The 19,455-nt window shown below is 38.0% G+C and carries 16 protein-coding genes; 10 read left to right on the top strand and 6 right to left on the bottom strand.

All coding sequences use genetic code 11. From position 1 onward, the window contains the following. Nucleotides 1-3: 3 nt before the first annotated feature. The 3 genes from rapA (at nucleotide 4) to CXF79_RS20615 (ending at nucleotide 4,732) form a co-directional block, all read left to right on the top strand. Nucleotides 4-2,931, top strand: a complete 2,928-nt coding sequence (gene rapA / locus CXF79_RS20605; protein ID WP_101157582.1) for an RNA polymerase-associated protein RapA — start codon at nucleotides 4-6, stop codon at nucleotides 2,929-2,931. Nucleotides 2,932-3,012: 81 nt separating this feature from the next. Then, nucleotides 3,013-3,696, top strand: coding sequence for a pseudouridine synthase (locus CXF79_RS20610; RefSeq protein ID WP_101157585.1), 684 nt, complete (start codon nucleotides 3,013-3,015; stop codon nucleotides 3,694-3,696). A gap of 94 nt (nucleotides 3,697-3,790) precedes the next feature. After that, complete coding sequence (locus tag CXF79_RS20615) at nucleotides 3,791-4,732, top strand: DUF3530 family protein (RefSeq protein ID WP_232769268.1); 942 nt, start codon at nucleotides 3,791-3,793, stop codon at nucleotides 4,730-4,732. Between the two features lie 135 nt (nucleotides 4,733-4,867). Here CXF79_RS20615 and djlA read toward each other — a convergent pair whose 3' ends face one another. Continuing rightward, on the bottom strand, nucleotides 4,868-5,695 hold the full coding sequence (gene djlA, locus CXF79_RS20620; protein ID WP_011045251.1) for a co-chaperone DjlA: 828 nt from the start codon (nucleotides 5,693-5,695) through the stop codon (nucleotides 4,868-4,870). Nucleotides 5,696-6,128: 433 nt separating this feature from the next. Here djlA and CXF79_RS20625 point away from each other — a divergent pair, with 433 nt between their 5' ends. The 7 genes from CXF79_RS20625 to CXF79_RS20655 all read left to right on the top strand — a co-directional run bounded on the left by CXF79_RS20625 (nucleotide 6,129) and on the right by CXF79_RS20655 (nucleotide 15,690). Beyond that, nucleotides 6,129-8,444: an LPS-assembly protein LptD gene (locus CXF79_RS20625; RefSeq protein WP_101157589.1), complete on the top strand. Its 2,316-nt coding sequence runs from the start codon at nucleotides 6,129-6,131 to the stop codon at nucleotides 8,442-8,444. Nucleotides 8,445-8,466: 22 nt separating this feature from the next. Continuing rightward, a complete protein-coding gene (gene surA, locus CXF79_RS20630; RefSeq protein WP_269801500.1) occupies nucleotides 8,467-9,792 on the top strand; it encodes a peptidylprolyl isomerase SurA in 1,326 nt (441 codons plus the stop codon). Beyond that, nucleotides 9,792-10,772 (top strand): 4-hydroxythreonine-4-phosphate dehydrogenase PdxA, encoded by a 981-nt coding sequence (gene pdxA / locus CXF79_RS20635; protein WP_101157591.1) that lies wholly within the window; start codon nucleotides 9,792-9,794, stop codon nucleotides 10,770-10,772. Before surA ends, pdxA begins: the two co-directional genes overlap by 1 nt. 18 nt (nucleotides 10,773-10,790) lie before the next feature. Then, nucleotides 10,791-11,696 (top strand): 16S rRNA (adenine(1518)-N(6)/adenine(1519)-N(6))-dimethyltransferase RsmA, encoded by a 906-nt coding sequence (rsmA, locus tag CXF79_RS20640; protein ID WP_101157593.1) that lies wholly within the window; start codon nucleotides 10,791-10,793, stop codon nucleotides 11,694-11,696. Nucleotides 11,697-12,022: 326 nt separating this feature from the next. Next, nucleotides 12,023-12,880, top strand: coding sequence for a symmetrical bis(5'-nucleosyl)-tetraphosphatase (locus CXF79_RS20645; RefSeq protein ID WP_101157595.1), 858 nt, complete (start codon nucleotides 12,023-12,025; stop codon nucleotides 12,878-12,880). 143 nt (nucleotides 12,881-13,023) lie between these two features. Then, nucleotides 13,024-15,042, top strand: a complete 2,019-nt coding sequence (locus CXF79_RS20650; RefSeq protein ID WP_011045257.1) for a methyl-accepting chemotaxis protein — start codon at nucleotides 13,024-13,026, stop codon at nucleotides 15,040-15,042. A gap of 441 nt (nucleotides 15,043-15,483) precedes the next feature. Continuing rightward, a complete protein-coding gene (locus tag CXF79_RS20655; protein ID WP_011045258.1) occupies nucleotides 15,484-15,690 on the top strand; it encodes a cold-shock protein in 207 nt (68 codons plus the stop codon). Nucleotides 15,691-16,096: 406 nt separating this feature from the next. On the opposite strand, the gene murA is transcribed toward CXF79_RS20655, so the two are convergent. The 5 genes from murA to mlaD all read right to left on the bottom strand — a co-directional run bounded on the left by murA (nucleotide 16,097) and on the right by mlaD (nucleotide 19,374). Next, the gene (gene murA, locus CXF79_RS20660) at nucleotides 16,097-17,359 is read right to left on the bottom strand and encodes a UDP-N-acetylglucosamine 1-carboxyvinyltransferase (RefSeq protein ID WP_101157597.1); all 1,263 of its coding nucleotides are present in this window, start codon (nucleotides 17,357-17,359) and stop codon (nucleotides 16,097-16,099) included. 117 nt (nucleotides 17,360-17,476) lie between these two features. Continuing rightward, complete coding sequence (locus CXF79_RS20665) at nucleotides 17,477-17,740, bottom strand: BolA family protein (protein WP_101157598.1); 264 nt, start codon at nucleotides 17,738-17,740, stop codon at nucleotides 17,477-17,479. Between the two features lie 76 nt (nucleotides 17,741-17,816). Beyond that, on the bottom strand, nucleotides 17,817-18,119 hold the full coding sequence (locus CXF79_RS20670) for an STAS domain-containing protein (RefSeq protein WP_101157600.1): 303 nt from the start codon (nucleotides 18,117-18,119) through the stop codon (nucleotides 17,817-17,819). 3 nt (nucleotides 18,120-18,122) lie between these two features. Continuing rightward, the gene (locus CXF79_RS20675; protein ID WP_101157602.1) at nucleotides 18,123-18,896 is read right to left on the bottom strand and encodes an MlaC/ttg2D family ABC transporter substrate-binding protein; all 774 of its coding nucleotides are present in this window, start codon (nucleotides 18,894-18,896) and stop codon (nucleotides 18,123-18,125) included. A gap of 4 nt (nucleotides 18,897-18,900) precedes the next feature. After that, nucleotides 18,901-19,374 (bottom strand): outer membrane lipid asymmetry maintenance protein MlaD, encoded by a 474-nt coding sequence (gene mlaD, locus CXF79_RS20680; protein WP_011045263.1) that lies wholly within the window; start codon nucleotides 19,372-19,374, stop codon nucleotides 18,901-18,903. Nucleotides 19,375-19,455: the final 81 nt, after the last annotated feature.

Consider the following 19,455-nt stretch of genomic DNA (forward strand, 5'->3'; position numbering starts at 1 on the left):
TTTATGCCATTTCAGGTAGGTCAGCGTTGGATCAGTGACAGTGAATCAGATCAAGGATTAGGTACAGTAACAGGGGTTGAACACCGCTTTGTTAATATTGTTTTCACTGCTACAGGTGAATCCCGCAAATATGCTAAAGATAATGCCCCACTAACGCGTGTTATATTTAATAAAGATGACCTTATTCCTAGCCACGAAGGCTGGTCTTTAAAGGTAATTTCACATAGTGAAGCCCAAGGTATCATCAGCTATGAAGGTATACGCCAAGATACCAATGAGCAAATCATCCTAAAAGAAGTGATGATAGATCACTTTATTAAATTCAATAAACCTCACGACCGCTTACTTAATAGCCAAGTTGATCGTTTAGACTGGTTCCGCTTGCGCAAAGATTGTTTACAACATCAGTATCAACAGCAGCAATCTGATTTAACAGGTTTGACGGGCGGTCGAGTCAGCTTAATACCACACCAGCTTTACATTGCCGATGAAGTCGGTAATCGCTTTGCTCCGAGAGTTTTACTTGCCGATGAAGTTGGCTTAGGTAAAACAATTGAAGCCGGTTTAATAATCCACCAGCAATTAGTCACTGGTCGTGCAAAAAGAATTTTGATCATCGTGCCGGAATCTTTAATGCATCAATGGCTGGTTGAAATGCTACGCCGATTTAACCTTAACTTTAGCATTTTTGATAATGAACGCTGTGTTGAAACCAGCCAGGATAACTATGTTGATGGTAAGAAAGCTAATCCTTTTAGTTCAGAACAATTGGTATTGGTTAATCTAGGCTTTATCACTAATAATCCACAATGGTTCGACGCACTGGTTAGTGAAGATTGGGATTTGATGGTTGTCGATGAGGCGCATCACTTAAACTGGCAACAAGATAAACCTAGTATTGAATACCAATGTATTGAACAACTCGCGCAAGTTATTCCTGGAGTTTTATTATTAACCGCTACCCCTGACCAATTAGGTCATGAAAGTCACTTTGCTCGTTTGCGTTTACTTGATGCTGACCGTTTTTATGATTATCAAAAATTTACCGAAGAAGAGTCCCACTATAGTGAAGTTGCTGATGCCGCCAATGCGTTAGTTGAAGGTAACCAGCTTTCTAGTGAGCAAGAAACAACACTCTCTGATTTATTGAAAGAAACTGATATCAGCATTCAACTGACTGAGTTAAACCAAGCAGACAGTATAGAATCAGCAAAAGTACGCCAAGGTTTATTAAAACAGTTACTGGACAGACACGGCACAGGTCGTATCTTGTTTAGAAACTCTCGCAATACGATTAAGGGCTTCCCTGCCCGCCAAGTAGTGCCTACAGCACTTATTATGCCCGAGCAATATCAAGAAAATATTAATGAGTTTATGCTCAGTGACTGCCCAGAAGCCCTAGCTAAATCAAAGCAGGCTAAATATATTTTCACTCCAGAAATGCTACACGGCTTGGATCAACGAAATGATTCGTGGACTGATTTTGATCCTAGAGTTGATTATTTAATTGATCTATTACAGTCGCTTAAAAGAGAAAAAGTCTTAGTCATTTGTGCAAACGCCCAAACAGCTATTGATTTAGAAGCCGTTCTTCGTATTAAAGAAGGTATCCGCAGTGCTGTTTTCCATGAAGGTCTATCGATATTTGAACGCGATAAGGCTGCCGCCTATTTTGCCCAAGACGAAGATAGTGCTCAATTATTGCTTTGTTCTGAGATTGGTAGTGAAGGGCGTAATTTTCAATTTGCTCATCATCTAGTACTTTTTGACTTACCAAGTAACCCTGATTTATTAGAGCAACGCATTGGCCGCTTAGACAGGATCGGACAAACAGAGATAATCCGTATTCATGTGCCTTACTTTGCAGATTCGGCACAGCAGTTATTATTTGATTGGTACCAACAAGGTATGCAAGCATTTGAACATACTTGTATTACGGGTCGAGTGGTTTTTGAAACCTTCGGTGAGCAATTACTCTCATTAGCATTAAGCTGCCAGCAGCAGTCAGTTGAGGCAGAATCACTCATCAGTGATAGTTGGCAGAAACATTTATCTATTAAAGCGGAATTAGAATCTGGCCGAGATAAGTTATTAGAGCTGAACTCATCTGGCCAAGGTCGTGCACATGAGTTAGTTGAAAAAATCCAACAAGTTGATAACGACATAAACTTGCCTCAATTTATGTTTCAAGCACTAGATGTTTTTGGTGTGCAGCAAGATGATAAAGCCGATAATGCTATTGCCTTAAATCAAAGCGAGCATATGCTTAATAGTAACTTCCCTTGCTTACCTGAAGATGGCACTACGGTTACTTTTGATAGAGAAACAGCCTTAGTTAATGAGAATTATCAATTATTAACGTGGGATCATCCTATGGTTCGTGGGGTAATGGATTTGGTCTTGAGCGATGAAATTGGTAACGCCAGTATTGGTTTATTAAAAAATGAAGCGTTACCAGTAGGCACATTTTTCCTTGAATGCTTATTTACTGTTGAAGCTACCGCCCCTGCTCATTTACAGTTAGGCCGTTATTTACCTACTACGCCAATTCGTATTCTGGTAGACAAAAATGGCAATAATTTAGCCGACAAAGTCAGTGAAAAAGTACTTGATAAACAATTATCACCGGTTAAAAAGCAAATGGCATTACAACTTATCAAAGCACTTAAGACCCAAATAACGCCTTTAGTGGCAAAAGCAGAAGTGCACGGCGAGCAACATATTGTTGAAATTCAAAAGAAATCTTTAGCTGCTATGCAAAGTAAACTCTCATTAGAGCATCATAGGTTAACCGCATTAAAAGCGATTAACCCAAGTGTGCGCCAAGAAGAGATTGACTTTATTAGCCAACAACAAGATGAATTGAGCCACTATATTGATAAAGCGCAATTGACCTTTGAAGCCATTCGCATGATAGTAGTTACTCACTAATGCTTAAACGTTAACTGGCTACCCACTAATAAATTATAGGGCTATGTTCATTAGAGCATAGCCCTCTATTTTGAGAAATTAATGAGCGCAAACCCTGATTTTATTTATCTCCCCCCTATGTCACCTTACCTTGATATTATTTACCAAGATGACGATATTGTTGTCTTAAACAAAGCAAGTGGTATTTTAAGCGTGCCAGGTCGCTTACCTGAACATCAAGATTGTTTACAAAATCGTGTACAACGAGTGTTACCTACCGCAACTATCGTGCATAGGTTAGATATGGCCACATCAGGCATAATGATTATGGCGTTGAACAAACCAGCACATGTTGCTATTAGCCGTCAATTTGAGCAAAGAAAAACTCAAAAAAGCTACCTTGCCCGAGTCTGGGGTTTAGTCGAACTAAATGAAGGCAGTGTTGATTTACCATTAATATCAGACTGGCCCAATCGACCAAAGCAAAAAGTTGATCATGAGAACGGCAAAAAATCATTAACACATTATCGGGTACTTAGTCATAATGATTCAATAGATGAACAAGCTAACACCTTGCTTGAACTAACACCTATTACCGGGCGTTCTCATCAACTTAGAGTCCATATGTTAGCGTTAGGTCATCCCATTTTAGGGGATAGGCTTTATGCGCCTGAAGAAGCATTAACGATGAGAAACAGATTACAATTACATGCGTTGAAATTAAGCTTATTCCATCCAAGTACTGAACAAGCGATTACTTTTGATGCGCCGTGCCCTTTCATTTAATTCTTTTTATGTCGCGCTTTTTATTCTATGGTCGATATAGAATTATTGGTAAAGGGTAATACCCATGAGGCTTAAGAGCTTTAAGGAAAAACAGTTGCATACGACAAGTCCACATAACGTAACTCGAAATAAAATCAGCTCAACACCATTGGTTTTATTTCTCTGTATGCTTACTTTTATTTGCTCCCCCCTGACCTTTGCAGAAGAACAGAAAACTGACGCGTCAGCAGAGAATACTCAAAAGACTGCGAATAAAGTTACTCCAATAAAAAAGCCTATCGAATTAACTCAACAGTATAAAGAAGACCTTAAGCATTACCTAACAGATGAACAAGTAAAGCCATTACTCGCGGGACCTGATGATTATCTGACTTTAGTGAAAAGATATACCAGTGCGAACAGTAAAGGCGTTGTGATTTTATTACCTGAATGGCAGCAAGGCGCCACCAATCCAAAAGCTATTAATTACTTACGTAATGCCCTTCCAGCTAAAGGTTGGAGCACTATTGCCATACAGCCGAGTAATAAACCAGAGAATTATCCCTCAACGGAAATTACGGTTGCAGAACAGAAAAAAGAAAATCAATTAGTCCTCAAAGAGTATAAAAGTAAACTAAATAGCATGCTCAATGCTGTTATGAATACCGCAAGAGAGTATCCCGGCATAGTGCTAGTGATTGCTCAAGGAAATAATGCCGCCTTATTAGTCGATATATACAGCCAAGATGATAGTCAGCAGCCCAATGCACTCATCATGCTAAGTAGTTATCGACAAAGTAATCATGCACTTATTAATGGTGTAAATGAAAACTTTGCACGTCAGGTGGCTTCAACAGAATTACCTATACTCGACCTTTACCTTAAACACGATAATCCACTAGTGCTAAACAAGGCAGCACAAAGAAGGGTCTTTTCGAAGCAAGAAATGAAAGTATATTACCGCCAACGTCAGTTAAACAATACCGTTACCGGTTATTATCCAGAAGAAGAATTATTGAGCCAAATTAATAGCTGGCTAAAAGCTATTGGTTGGTAAAGTTCCCCCCTAAAGCGATTTAACATCAAATGGTTTGATGGTTTGATGGTTTGATGGTTTGATGGTTTGATGGTTTGATGGTTTCTAATCAGAGTACAGAATTTAAAAGTAATGCACTCTGATTTTTATTTTTGGCTATTTATTCTGTTTCTCAATCAAGTCGTATGCGGCTTGAATTTCTTGTGTTTTTTCTTTAGCACTTTCCATCATTTCTGGTGGTAAACCCTTAGCCATTAATTTATCTGGGTGATGTTGAGACATTAATTTTTTATAAGCCTTTTTGATTACTCGCATTTCTGAGTTTTTATCAATCCCCAGAACTTTAAAAGCATTATCTAATTGCTGACCGCTAGCGGGTATATTTCCTGATCCCTGCTGATGATAACCTCGGCCGCCTTGTTGTTGATGGAAATTAGCGCCAGCAATAATCATTTCTAATAATTTATCAAGTTCACCAGCTGAATAACCTAACAGTTTTGCTATGGTGTGCAAAACAGACCGCTCTGCGTCATCTAATTCGCCATCACTAAAGGCAACTTGAACTTGTATTTCTAAAAACATTAGCAACAAATCATGTCTATTGCCCATCAAACGTTTAAATTTAACAAGGCGATCTTTGAGCGGAAAACCTGTTGACTTTCCTTCGCGAAAAGCATCTTGTGCTTGTTCACGTAATTCACTACTTAGTCCCAGTTTGTCCATATAAGCACTAGCGAACATAATTTCATGACTAGTCACTTTCCCTTTAGCTTTGGCAACATGTCCCATCACAGAAAAAGTGGTATAGAAAAAAGCAGCTTGTCGAGCTATCTCATCTTCTTTACCGCCGGCTAACCCATTGAAATTAAAACCTCGGCCACGATCAAACATATGACCTAGCCAAAGACCTAATAAAGCCCCAAACAGGTTTTTACTGAGCATAAAACCAAACAAAAAACCTAAAATCTTACCCCAAATATGCATTTTTTTAAGCATTCCTTACAATAATATCTAACCAATAGATGAACCTATAGCAAGTTGATTAAGTTCTTCCCACTCAGCGAGAATTAAAAGGCTTAGAGGTAAGGCATTGATTGCGGAGAATGGTTATTCCCTTGCCAAAATCAATAACACTGCATATAAGCCTTTTAAACTCGCCCTTCAGGAGTTCACTAAATACCCACTAACATCGTTAAATTCATTTAATTTAGAATAACTAAACCTAAAAAAACTTGCCTTGTTAAAGTATATTAAGCATAACTCTGAGTTGGAAAGAAATTTATTCAAATTGCTATTCGACATAAGAAGTTAGTCCAACTGAAAAAATTGCTATATCATAAAGCAATTAGTCGTTAAAATACTTGATTCATCGCTATAAAATCAATTTATAAATACTTTCACCATTTTCGGACAATAAATGTTTTTTTCCCGTACATTAAGTTTTACCCTAGTTGCACTGTTAGTAGTTTGCCTTTCACAGAAGGCTCACGCTAACGTCGAACAAAAAAGTCAATCCCCTGAAACTAGATTGATGCAGTGCCCATTACCTGAATTTGATGATATTGCCATTGGTATACCTGAAGTTGTTGATAGCACTATCCGTATATCCTCTTCACAAGCAAGTATACAACAAGACCAAATCGCACTATTCAACGGCTCTGTTATTCTGGTAGATAAGGGTCAGAAAATCATTGCCGACCAACTTTCCTTTAATCGCTTAAAAATGCAAATAGAAGCCATTGGGAATATTCATTACCAAGGCAAACAAATCAATATTTTTGCCGATAAGCTAAGTGCAAGTAAAATTGATAAGTCAACAGAGATGACCGCTGCTTCATACCAACTTGATGGCAATCCAGGCCATGGTAAAGCAGGGAAATTGTCAATTAACAGTGATGGCATGATGAGTTTAGTCGACTCAACTTTTACCACCTGTTTACAAGAAGTGCCTGATTGGCAAATAAAGGCTTCTGAGATTAACCTCTCTGCAAAGGGAGATTTTGGTGAAGCTTATCATGCCCAATTTAGAGTACTCGATGTACCTGTTTTTTATGTGCCCTACTTTTCTTTTCCAATATCTAAAGAACGCTTAACTGGCTTTTTGTATCCTGAACTGAGTACGTCTAGCAGCTTAGGCATAGAGTTTACAGCCCCTTTTTATTGGAATATTGCCGAGAATTATGATGCCACGATCACTCCGCGCTATATGTCTGAACGCGGTACGCAATTACAAACTGAATTTCGTTATTTAATGGACCAACAATCGGGTAAAATTGATCTTGAATATTTAAATAAAGATAAAAAAATTAAAACCAATGACGATCCTCGATATTTAGCGCGATTTCAACATATAGGCACTTTTTCTGAAGATTTCCGCGCTTATATTGATTACACCACCATTAGTGATGATAACTATTTAGTTGATATTGGCAGTAAACAGTATAATTCAAACGATGCTTATCTTTATCAAATTGGAGAATTAGCTTACTTTGGCGAACAGTGGCAAGCGACATTGCAATTACAAGATTTTGAAGTACTCGGTGATCATCAGTCGAGCTATAAAACATTACCTCACCTTGAACTATCAGCCCAGCAACCATTAAATTTTTTATCTGGCCAATTTGAACTTTATTCTGAAATGACTAATTTTCAACCCTCAGAGAAAGATCAAGTATCGGCAAATCGCTACCATGTTGAAGCGGGTTTTACTTTCCCAATTACTAGACCCGCTTGGTTTATAAACTCTGAAGTAAAGTTAATGCATACCTATTATCAACAAGATAATATTTCGGCAGGCAGCTCATTAGAAGAAACAGTAGACAGAACCCTACCTAAGGTACGTATCCATGCAGGTGTTAATTTTGATAGACAACTTCTCGCTTTTGGACAAAGCTATCGCCATACCTTAGAGCCACAATTACAATACCTTTATGTGCCAGATGAAGATCAATCCAATATTGGCTTATATGACACCACCATTTTACAAGATGATTTCCACGGGATTTTTCGTGATACTCGTTACAGTGGTTTAGATAGAATCGCGGCAGCTAATCAGTTTACTTGGGGTATTACCAGTCGATTACTTGATGAAGAGAACTTGGAAATAATTCGTGTTAGTCTTGGTCGTATTCAATATCTTGGTGAAAATAATACCGACCTTGCCAATGATGCCTTGTTAACTGATAATGGCGGCATTGACAATAAACAGTCTTCTGTTGCAGCAGATTTATTCTACCGAATAAATCATCAGTGGCAGGTCAGTGGAGATATTCAATATAACACCCTAGAGGACTTTACTAATAAAGGGCAAGTTAATCTTGATTATCAAATTAATAAATATAATCTAATTCAATTGAACCATCGCTATACTCGTAATGTCTCAGGAGATAGCTTAGAACAAGCTTCCCTCTTAACAAGTATTGCTATTAACGAAAACTGGGCGTTTGTCGGTCGTTTAACACAAGACTTACAGCAAGATAGAAGTTTAGAATCATATGCGGGCTTTCAATATGAAAGTTGTTGTTGGGCGGTGCGTATAGCCTACCAGCGCCATATTAACTCTAACTTAGATGCCGCCAGTTTTGTTAGTGAGGGTCGTGAACAGTTTGATACAGGCATTAGTATCAAACTAATCATTAAAGGCTTAGACGGCAAACAATCAGCCATCGGTACGCAAGAGATGTTTGATAAGAGCATATTTGGTTATAAACGCCCTTATTACTTACAGAATTAGCACCATACGCAATATTAAAAATATAAAACAAGATATAAAAAATATGAAATATAGAATTAAAGCATTACTGTTAGCCTCTAGCCTTATTATTACTACTACTATCACGTCAGTGCAAGCTAAAGAAGAACTGCTTGATAGAGTAGCAGCCATTGTTAATACTGGTGTTGTACTTGAGTCTGAAGTTAACGACCTACTTGTCAATATTAAGCAACAAGCTAAAAAAAATAATCAGAGCTTACCCTCTGATAAAGCTTTACGTATTCAAGTGATGGATAAATTAATTAATGACAGCCTACTCAGTCAAATGGGTCAGCGCATGGGCATCCAAATTAGTGATGCACAACTTGACCAAACCTTAAATAACATGGCCAGAGAAGATAAATTAACTTTAGCTCAATTTCGCCAACAGGTGATTGATGAGGGTACTAGTTATGAGAAATACCGTGAGAATGTCCGCATAGAACTTGTTTCAGGTGAAGTTAGCCGTAATAGTGTTAGGCGTCGAATATTTGTTTCTCCACAAGAAGTGGACAATTTACTTAAAGTAATGAAAGAGCAAAGCAGTAATAATGTCGAATATCATTTAGGCCACATCTTAATAGAATTCCCTGCTGATGCTAGCCAAGAAGATTTAGCCGCAGCTAAGACTCGCGCAACAAAGGTAGTAGAGTTACTTAATGATGGTTCAGACTTTGCTAAAATTGCAATAACCTCTTCAGGTGATGCTAACGCGTTAAAAGGCGGAGATTTAGGTTGGAAAAATATCAATGAAATGCCAACACTGTTCTCAGAACTAATTAACGATAAACCTAAAGACACTATTGTTGGCCCCATCAGAACTGGCTTAGGTTATAGCATAGTTAAAGTATTGGATATTCGCGGTAGAAAAGTAGTTGAGGTGGAAGAAGTAAAAGCTAGCCATATATTAATTAAGCCATCAATTATTTTAAGTGATGAAAAGGCCAAGAGTTTATTACAAGGATTTTTAAATCAGATAGATGCTGGAGAAGCTACCTTTGAAGAGTTAGCTAAAGAACATTCTGAAGGGCCAACGTCAGTTCGCGGTGGAGATTTAGGCTGGGCAGATCCTAAGAACTATGACCCTGCTTTTACAGAAGCACTCGCAACCATGAAAAAAGGTGGCTACCATAAACCATTTCGTTCATCTTTTGGTTGGCATATTATTAAGTTAGAAGATCGCCGTATGGTTGATGCCACTTCACAATTGAACGAAAACCGTGCTTATCAAATTCTTTTTAATCGTAAATATGGTATGGAAAGTACCCGTTGGTTAAAAGAAACACGCGATGAAGCTTATATTGAAATATTTGAACAGGATAACAAGTAATGACACAACGCATTGCCATTACCCCCGGTGAACCTGCTGGTGTTGGTCCCGACTTAATAATTACTATCGCTCAGCAAGATTGGCCTGTTGAAATGGTTGTCATTGCTTCAAAAGCATTATTACAAGAAAGAGCAAAAGCGCTTTCTTTACCGCTAACCATAATCGATTATGATCAACATGCTCCAGCGAAATCTCAAAAATCAGGCAGTTTAACAGTACTTGATGTTGAGCTAACTGAACCTTGCGTACCCGGAACACTAAATAGTGCAAATGGCTCATACGTGGTAGAAACTTTAAGAATTGCCAGTGAAAAAAATATATCTGGTGAATTTGATGCAATCGTTACCGGTCCTGTTCACAAAGGACTAATAAATAAAGCGGGTATTGCATTTAGTGGACACACCGAATACTTTGCAACTCAAGCCAACTGCAGTGATGTTGTAATGATGCTTGCGACTAAAGGCCTTCGAGTCGCATTAGTTACAACACATATACCATTAGCCTATGTATCTAAAGCAATTACCTATGAACGCTTGCAGAAAGTCACTAGAATTTTACATAAAGACTTGCAAGAAAAATTTGGTATCAAATCACCTAAAATATATGCTTGTGGTATTAACCCTCATGCAGGTGAGGATGGCCATCTTGGCCGTGAAGAAATAGAAATCATGGAACCAGCTTTTGCTGAACTTCGCGCTGATGGCATAGATATTATTGGTCCTTTACCAGCCGATACCATTTTTCAAGAAAAGTACTTGGCTGAAGCGGATGCGATTTTAGCTATGTATCACGACCAAGGCCTTCCTGTGCTGAAGTACAAAGGCTTTGGCTCTTCAGTAAATATAACGCTAGGTTTACCGTTTATTCGTACTTCTGTTGATCACGGGACAGCGCTTGAACTTGCAGGTAAAGGTACCGCAGACTCAGGCAGTTTTATTGAAGCAATGAACAACGCCATCAACTTAGCTAGTAACAAATAGTTTAACAAAGAAGTAGTTATGAACGACAAAAAACATTTAGGCCATCAAGCTAAAAAACGCTTTGGACAGAACTTTCTCCATAATGATGCTGTTATCAGCGACATTGTCGATGCCATTAACCCTGAGCCAGGTGAAAACTTAATAGAAATTGGTCCAGGTTTAGGTGCCTTAACAGAACCTGTTATCGAACGCGCAGGTAAATTATCAGTCGTTGAATTGGACAGAGATCTTGCCCATAGACTGCGTCATCATCCATTCTTAGCTAAGGATTTAACTATCTATGAGACCGATGCACTGAAGTTTGATTTTTCCGAGTTAGCGACTGAAGAACAGCCACTGCGAATTTTTGGTAATTTACCCTATAACATTTCAACACCACTTATTTTTCATCTTTTAACTTTTAAAGATAAAGTGAAAGATATGCATTTCATGCTGCAAAAAGAAGTGGTAGAACGTATGGCTGCAGGACCACACTGCAAAGCCTATGGTCGTTTGTCAATAATGACTCAATATCAATGCCAAGTGTTTCCCGTAATGGAAATTGGGCCCGAGGCTTTTAAACCTGCGCCCAAAGTAGATTCAGCGATAGTACGTTTAATTCCTCATGCACATATTGAGAACCCTGTAAAAGACATAAATGCACTAAACACCGTTTGTTTAGCCGCATTTAACCAACGCAGAAAAACTATTCGAAATACGTTTAAGAAATTAATTACTGAAGCACAGTTAGCTGAATTAAACATTGATGCTAATTTACGCCCAGAAAACTTATCTCTTGATGAGTATAAAAAACTTGCCGATTTTATTGTTGATAATCCGCCAGAAGCTGCTCCAATAAAAGAAAAAAGACGTATGGCAAAAAACAAAATGACTGAACCAGCAAATAATAATTTAAACGAGGGTTCTGCACCCGAAGTAGATTAGTACCAATTTGACTAAGGTTGTTCCCACTCAGAGCTTGTCAGCGGTTTGAGAACAAATTGAATTTTTACATTATAGTTATTCTATATGAAAGGAATTCAGTACGGTTATCGAATCGCTGACAAACTCCCGAAAGGCGAGTACCTAATAAAAGGTAAAGGCTTAGATACTACGTTATTGATTTTGACAAGGACACTACACGGATGTAGCTTATTAGAGAATGCAGAAGCATATTCTCCTGAATAACCATTCTCTTCAATCAATGCCTTGCCTCTAAGCCTTTTAACTCTCGCTGAGTGAAAAGAAACTTAATCAAAATGGTATAGTTTATGGCAATCTATCTGGTAGGCGATATTCAGGGTTGCTTTAACGAGTTATCCTCTTTGTTATTACAGGTCAATTTCGACCGTAACAACGATGTTCTTTACCTTGCGGGCGATCTAGTCGCTCGCGGTCCAAACTCTCTTGAAACCCTACGCTTTGTAAAATCTCTTGGAGAAAGCGCCAAAGTAGTTTTAGGTAACCACGACTTACATTTACTCTCAGTGCACGCTGGTATTAAAAAAGCTAAAAAATCAGATAACTTATTTGCGCTATTAGCAGCCCCAGATGTTAATGAGCTTATGGACTGGTTAGCGGCACAGCCTTTATTACAAGAAATACCTAATACTTGCTCGAATTCAAATGCTATAAATCAAGCGAATAGTAACAGTGCCTATATGAGCCATGCCGGAATTTCACCTCAGTGGCAACTATCCGTTGCATTAGAGCAAGCAAAATTTATTCAAACTAAATTAGCCAGTAGTGATCGTAATACTTGGTTAGCACTTATGTATGGTGAAAAACCAAACGATTGGCATCAAGCAATAACTGAAATTGAAAGGTTTCGTTATAGTATTAATGCCTTTACCCGTATGCGATTTTGTTTTACTGATGGGACTCTGGAGTTTGAACAGAAAGACTCTCCTGAAAATATCACGCTTACTAACATAGTCCCTTGGTATGAACTATCTCAAACTATCAATAATACAAGTTGGGTGTTTGGCCACTGGGCTTCGCTTATGGGCAAAAGTTCGCATCCTAATATTTATCCCTTAGATACTGGCTGTGTTTGGGGTAATCAATTGACCATGCTTCGCTGGCATGATAAAAAATACTTTATACAAAGCTCTGAACTGAGTGATTAACAATAACTATTTCTCACTGAGTATAATAAAAAGTTATTGGCAATTAAGTATTTCCTAATACCTGCCGATACAAACATAGCTTGATATATCAAAACTAACTAACGTATTAACAAGGCAAGTAGCCTTTCAATTGGGTGGATTCAATGAATTTAACTGTAGCTGTAAAAATAATTGGTGGCTTTGCCATCATCTCAACTTTACTGATAGTCATTAGTACCATATCGTTATCTAATTTAAGCACCATCAGCGAGTCGACTCAGCAGCAGAACACATTAGCTATTCCAACACTCAAAGCCAGTAATAAACTTGCTATTGAGATCAGTCAGATGAGTAACTTAACCTTGAAAGGTTATTACCAAGAGGATCATGCTCTATTAGCCGGTAACCTTAATAATTATAAAAAGATAGAAACAGTATTCGCGCAGCAATTATCAGAATTAAAACAAATTGTCGCCTCTGAACAAGATTTATTGACGAACTTGACTCAAGTAGACCAGCTATATTCGAATTTTAATAATGCGAGTATTGAATTGTTTAACAATCGTAAAATTTCTATTGAACAAAAGCAGCTATTGACTGAGAAGATTGATATTTTAGAAGAAAAAGCCGATAACACTATTATGTTACTGCTAGATTTGGCTGACCATGAACTCGCAGATACCAAGCTTCAGCGGGCAATTAATTTAAGTGACTACTTCGAGAATCAGTTGAACTCGATTGTTTCTTCCGCTCTAGAGTATCGTGATATCTTGAATGAAAGCACAGCAGAGTTTATTGGTAGTGAGCTTACACGTAGTATTAGTGATGCAAGACAATCAGTTGATAATATTACCTTTGAATTAAATAGCCATGAAATTAAAGACATCTCAGAGCAAGTGACCTTAGCGTTCAATGAAATAGAAAGTCTTTTATCACAAGAAAATGGCATCATAGCCCACAAAAACAAGCAGTTAAAATCTAATCGACAAGCTTCTCTTATGCTCTCACAGGAAGAAAAGGTAGCTAAGCAAGTAAATAGAATATTAGATAAGCAACTTGAACTAGCTAACCAAACAACGATAACTTCCAGTCAACTAATCGAAGACTCAGTAAGCAATGGCACAACTCATACAACCATTATTATGCTCATATCAATTGCTGTTGCGCTCATAATTGCTCGAATTACACTTATTGGTATTACACGTCCGTTAGCACGAGTTAATGAAATGCTAAGTATTGTGGCCTCTGGTGATCTTTCGTTGAAACTAGATGAAAGTGGTAAAGATGAATTCGCTCAGTTATCAAAAAATTGTAATTTATTAATCGATAGTTTACGTAACCTGATTGAAAGTATAGTCAATCGCTCAGCGCAGTTAGCTGCTGCTGCAGAACAAACCTCAGCAGTTACTGCACAAAGTACCACTGCAATTGAAGAACAGCGTAATCAAGTAGAACAAGCCGCTTCGGCGACAACAGAAATGAGCAGTACCTCACAAAGTGTACTTTCTAGTGCAAATGATGCTTTAAGCGAAATTAAACATGCAGATGAAGAAGCTGAACGTGTTAAAGGTATTTCAGCTAGGAACCGTCAGACCATTGAAATGCTTGCTAATGAAGTAGAATCCGCCTCTCAAGTTATCAATCAATTACAACAAGACAGTGCCTCAATTGGCGGAATATTAGATGTAATTCGTGGTATTGCTGAACAAACTAACTTACTGGCATTGAATGCTGCTATTGAAGCAGCAAGAGCTGGTGAGCAAGGACGAGGCTTCGCTGTCGTTGCAGATGAAGTTCGTACACTAGCAAGTAGAACACAAGAATCAACGTCTGAAATCCAAACAATGATAGAAGCACTACAAACGGGCGCTGGAAAAGCTGTAACCGTAATGGATGCAGGTAAATCTAAAGCCAGTGATTGTGTAAATCAAAGTGAGGAAGCTGACCAAGCTCTCGAAACAATTACTCATGCTGTACACGAGGCATTCGATCGCAGCTCGCAAATTGCAACAGCCGCTGAAGAGCAAAGTGTTGTTGCCCATGAAATCAGTGAAAACCTTGAGTCCATTGTGACTATTGCCGAGCAAACAACCGCGGGTTCACAACAAACAGCAGCATCAAGTAGTGAAGTTGCTCGTTTAGCTGAAGAGTTACAGCAATCAGTACAAAAATTTAAATTATAGTAATCAATCTAAACGGCAAGTCTAAACTTACCTTTAACTTGCCATTTAGATTACAGTTATACTAATCTCATTAAGTTTTTTATTTTGTTTACGAAGGGTTAATAGATCAAAGTTAGGCACTCTATTGAGCAATAGCGAGCTATTAGGATTAAAAGTGATGCAATCTTGGAGTATTTTAGCCAGTACAAGGGATCAATAACTTAATGAAATAGGTATTATAGTTGACAAGAATTATTCAAGCTATATAATGCACCCAGCTTGAAGTTAGTTTTATTTTTTTGTACACCATTTCGATGTTATCTCATGCTTACCTTAGATAAGATATCTGTAACACGTCCTGATTTATAAGTAATAGCAACTCTTTTTAGCAAACCCCTAACAGCTTAGCTTTATGCCAAGATTGTTAGCACAATTACTCTTAAATATTTATAGGATACACATATGTCTACTACAACTGGTACAGTAAAATGGTTTAACGAAGCTAAAGGTTTTGGTTTCATCGAGCAAGAAAATGGTCCAGACGTTTTTGCTCATTTCAACGCTATCGTTGGTGACGGTTTTAAAACTCTTGCTGAAGGTCAAAAAGTTGAATTTACAGTTACTGACGGTCAGAAAGGACCTCAAGCTGAAAACATCGTTGCACTTTAATTTGCAATATTTAGGTTAGTTATTCGATAACAAACCTAAAGATGTTAAAGAAAGGACATACCTTAATTGGATGTCCTTTTTTATTGCCTATCTAAAAATGCATTTAATTTTCTTCCAACCCTACTTTCTCTCTAAACGTTTCTATACACATACTTGCCTTCAGTTCAGATTAAGGCTCCCATTAAAGCGCCCCTACATCATATCTGAGTAGATGATTACATCTTCGTTGTTTAACAATGAAAGCCTCTAACCTCTTGTAGAGCTTATGAATCACGCATCCTAAATGGTGACTCTTATATTTATGCATTCTCTAAGTGAAAGGCACAAAAAAAGCCAGCTCTTATAAAGACCTAGCTTTTTAAATACTGCCATATCTATGACAATGAACTCATCTCATAACGAGATTTTAATCAACTTTGATTCTAGTAATATCTGCACCTAAGCTTTGTAACTTACCTTCTATGCACAAATAACCGCGGTCAATATGATAGATTCGATCAACTTGAGTTGGTGACTTTGCCACTAAACCAGCAATTACAAGACTTGCTGAAGCACGTAAGTCGGTAGCCATTACTTGAGCACCATTTAGGCTAGCAACTCCTTTAACAATAGCGGTATTGCCTTCTAAAGCGATATCTGCACCCATGCGTTGTAATTCTGGAACATGCATAAAGCGGTTCTCAAAAATAGTTTCGATAACGGTTGCCGTACCTTCTGCTAATACATTCATAGTCATGAACTGTGCTTGCATATCAGTAGGAAACGCAGGATGTGGAGCCGTTCTAACATTGACCGCTTTTGCCGGCGCAGACATTTCAAGTTCAATCCAATCATCTCCTGTAGTGATCGTTGCACCTGCTTCTTGAAGCTTACTTAATACAGCTTCTAACGAGGATGGCTCCGTATTTAAGCACTTAATGTGCCCTTGAGTTACGGCTGCAGCCACCAAGAAAGTACCTGTTTCAATACGGTCAGGCATAACCGAGTATTCTTTACCACAAAGTTCACTAACACCTTCAATGGTTAGGGTATCAGTACCTGCACCTGTGATTTTAGCACCCATGCTTATTAAACAGTTGGCTAAATCAACAATCTCAGGCTCACGTGCAGCATTCTCAATAATGGTAATACCTTCAGCTAATGCTGCGGCCATCATTAAATTTTCCGTACCAGTTACACTAACCGTGTCCATGAAAATAGTTGCGCCAGTTAAACGACCTTGCTTTTTAGCTACAATATAACCATCTTCAACGGTAATATCTGCGCCCATAAGCTTTAAACCTTGGATATGCAGGTTAACGGGTCTCGCGCCAATGGCACATCCACCAGGTAAAGATACTTCCGCATGCCCCATACGAGCTAATAATGGACCAAGAACTAAAATTGATGCACGCATGGTTTTTACTAAATCATAAGGTGCACGACAAACATCAATGCTGCTAGCATCGATCATCAGTTTCTCTTCGTTAAGCCACTTTGTTTTGGCGCCTAACTGACCTAATAACTTAACCGTTGTTAGGATATCATTTAGCTGCGGTACGTTACTAAAAACAACAGGCGTTTTAGATAACAGCGCCGACATTAAAATAGGAAGAGCTGCGTTTTTTGCTCCAGAAATCACGACATCGCCGCGAAGTGGTTTACCACCAATAACTTTAAATGCGTCCAAAATAACTACTACTTACTTAAAATGATTAAAAAATATCGAGCCAGTATACACAAAAATGCCCAGCATTAAAAAACTAGGCATTAAAAGTACAATTTAGTAACACTATTTCTATTAATATTAACTATTAAATAGTTTATCGCGTTGCCATTGTGCTTTATTGAATGTTTTCACCGTCACTGCGTGGATTGTGCCATCTTTTATAATATCAGCTAATGGCTTAAGTACTGCTTGTTGACGTTTAACGCGGCTTAAGTCATCAAATAGATCACTTATCGCATTAATTCGGCATTGAGAACCATCAAAAACCACATGAATCTCATCAAGTTCAATGGTATCAGTTATCAATTTTTTTACTAATTCTTCAATTTCACCAACTTCCAAGGGAGTCTCCTTTGTTCGTTATTAATACCCAAGTTACTTGAAGATGCATCTTCAAGTAACTTGGGTATATATGATACTAATCGCATGTTATAGGTAATAAACCATCTACGCCACTTAAGGTGATTAGTTTAGTTAATTTTTCAGGTATATTGCTAAAACTTAACTGACAAGAATGATGTGCAGCTTGTTCTAAAAGGTAAAACAGCCAAGCTAGGCCAGCGGTATCTGCTTTACTAACTTTGCTTAAATCTACATTAATAGCGCCATGTGCAAACCAATTTACATATTCACTATTTTTGATTTGCGCGACACTATGTCGGCTCAATTGACCAGAGACAGCTAGGGTACCATGATTAAGAACTATATTCGCTTTACTCACTATTTATCCTTGCTGTTCATTTTTTTTCGCTGAGCTATCATCTTTTACGGCGCGATTTTTAAAAACAATGTTGCGAGTACTTTTGCTTTTTAATAATTCAGTAACGTAAGGTAGGCCTTTTTGTCTGATGATACTACCTAGCTCAGCTTGCTTTGAGTCAAGTAAGCTGATTCCCTCTGCAACCATATCAAATGCTTGCCACTGTTTCGTTTTTTTATTAAGCCTTACCTTGAACGCCACATCAATATTATCTCGACCCACCATAATAATACGCGTATTCACAGCCACTATTTTTTTACCCGCGAATGACCTTTCCGGAGAAAACTCCACGGCCTGATTATCATATAAAGTAAAGACTTGTGCATAAGAGCTCACTAAATATTCTCTAAATACGGGTACAAAGGCACGACGTTCGGCATCTGTTGTTTTTCTTAAATGTTTGCCAATGACTTTAAAGGCTGAGTATTTATAGTTGATATAAGGCATCAGTTCTTCTCGAACAATATCTTTCAACAAGTTTGGATTCTCTTGAATAGCTTGTTGCTCACGCGCAAAACGTTTAAAAGTCTGCTCAGCCGCACCTTGTACCATCTGATATGGATTACTTTGGTCTACGATTAGGCGCGTTGACTCTGTGGATAGCTCAGTTGTCTGAGAAGGCAAAGTTATTGCTGTTTCATTATTAGCAAGAGCACTCTTACTAATGGTCAAACTACATGCCAGGCCAATCGTTAAACCCAAAATAATATTACTTGTACAAAACTTAGTTAAACTCACCTATCTACTCCTCACCACTTCCTTGGCTAAATAAAAACTGTCCTATCAATTCTTCTAGTACTAATGCTGGTTTCGTGTCTTCAATAAAGTCGCCTGGCTGCAAAGTATCTACGGACTCATCTACAAAACCAGGTTGCACACCTAAATATTGCTCACCTAATAAACCTGCAGTTAATATTGCGACAGAAGTAGCTTCTGAGAACTTATTATATTGTGTATAAATTTCAAGAGTAACTACTGGTGTATAGTCTTCTTCATCTAATGAAATATCACTAACACGACCAACAACAACCCCACCTACTTTGATCGGTGAGCGCACTTTTAAGCCACCAATATTATCGAATTTAGCAAAAAGCTGATAACTTTCACCATTACCACCTATACCTGAGTCTGCGACTTTAAGTGATAACATCAATAAGGCCGCTAAACCTAATGCAACAAAAAAACCTACCAATAATTCTACTTTCTTAGACACCATGTCTTTCACCAACGCCTTGTAATAAAAAATTCACTAATAAAATTCTAACGAGATAACAATGTTCAGTAATTGCTTTATGAG

The organism is Colwellia sp. Bg11-28, from assembly GCF_002836245.1.
Lineage (GTDB): Bacteria > Pseudomonadota > Gammaproteobacteria > Enterobacterales > Alteromonadaceae > Colwellia > Colwellia psychrerythraea_A.

What these genes read in the sequence shown, in the direction of transcription:
- rapA (WP_101157582.1), top strand. Translation starts at nt 4, where the DNA reads ATGCCATTTCAGGTAGGTCAGCGTTGGATCAGTGACAGTGAATCAGAT.
- CXF79_RS20610 (WP_101157585.1), top strand. Translation starts at nt 3,013, where the DNA reads ATGAGCGCAAACCCTGATTTTATTTATCTCCCCCCTATGTCACCTTAC.
- djlA (WP_011045251.1), bottom strand. Translation starts at nt 5,695, where the DNA reads ATGCATATTTGGGGTAAGATTTTAGGTTTTTTGTTTGGTTTTATGCTC.
- CXF79_RS20625 (WP_101157589.1), top strand. Translation starts at nt 6,129, where the DNA reads ATGTTTTTTTCCCGTACATTAAGTTTTACCCTAGTTGCACTGTTAGTA.
- pdxA (WP_101157591.1), top strand. Translation starts at nt 9,792, where the DNA reads ATGACACAACGCATTGCCATTACCCCCGGTGAACCTGCTGGTGTTGGT.
- rsmA (WP_101157593.1), top strand. Translation starts at nt 10,791, where the DNA reads ATGAACGACAAAAAACATTTAGGCCATCAAGCTAAAAAACGCTTTGGA.
- CXF79_RS20645 (WP_101157595.1), top strand. Translation starts at nt 12,023, where the DNA reads ATGGCAATCTATCTGGTAGGCGATATTCAGGGTTGCTTTAACGAGTTA.
- CXF79_RS20650 (WP_011045257.1), top strand. Translation starts at nt 13,024, where the DNA reads ATGAATTTAACTGTAGCTGTAAAAATAATTGGTGGCTTTGCCATCATC.
- CXF79_RS20655 (WP_011045258.1), top strand. Translation starts at nt 15,484, where the DNA reads ATGTCTACTACAACTGGTACAGTAAAATGGTTTAACGAAGCTAAAGGT.
- mlaD (WP_011045263.1), bottom strand. Translation starts at nt 19,374, where the DNA reads ATGGTGTCTAAGAAAGTAGAATTATTGGTAGGTTTTTTTGTTGCATTA.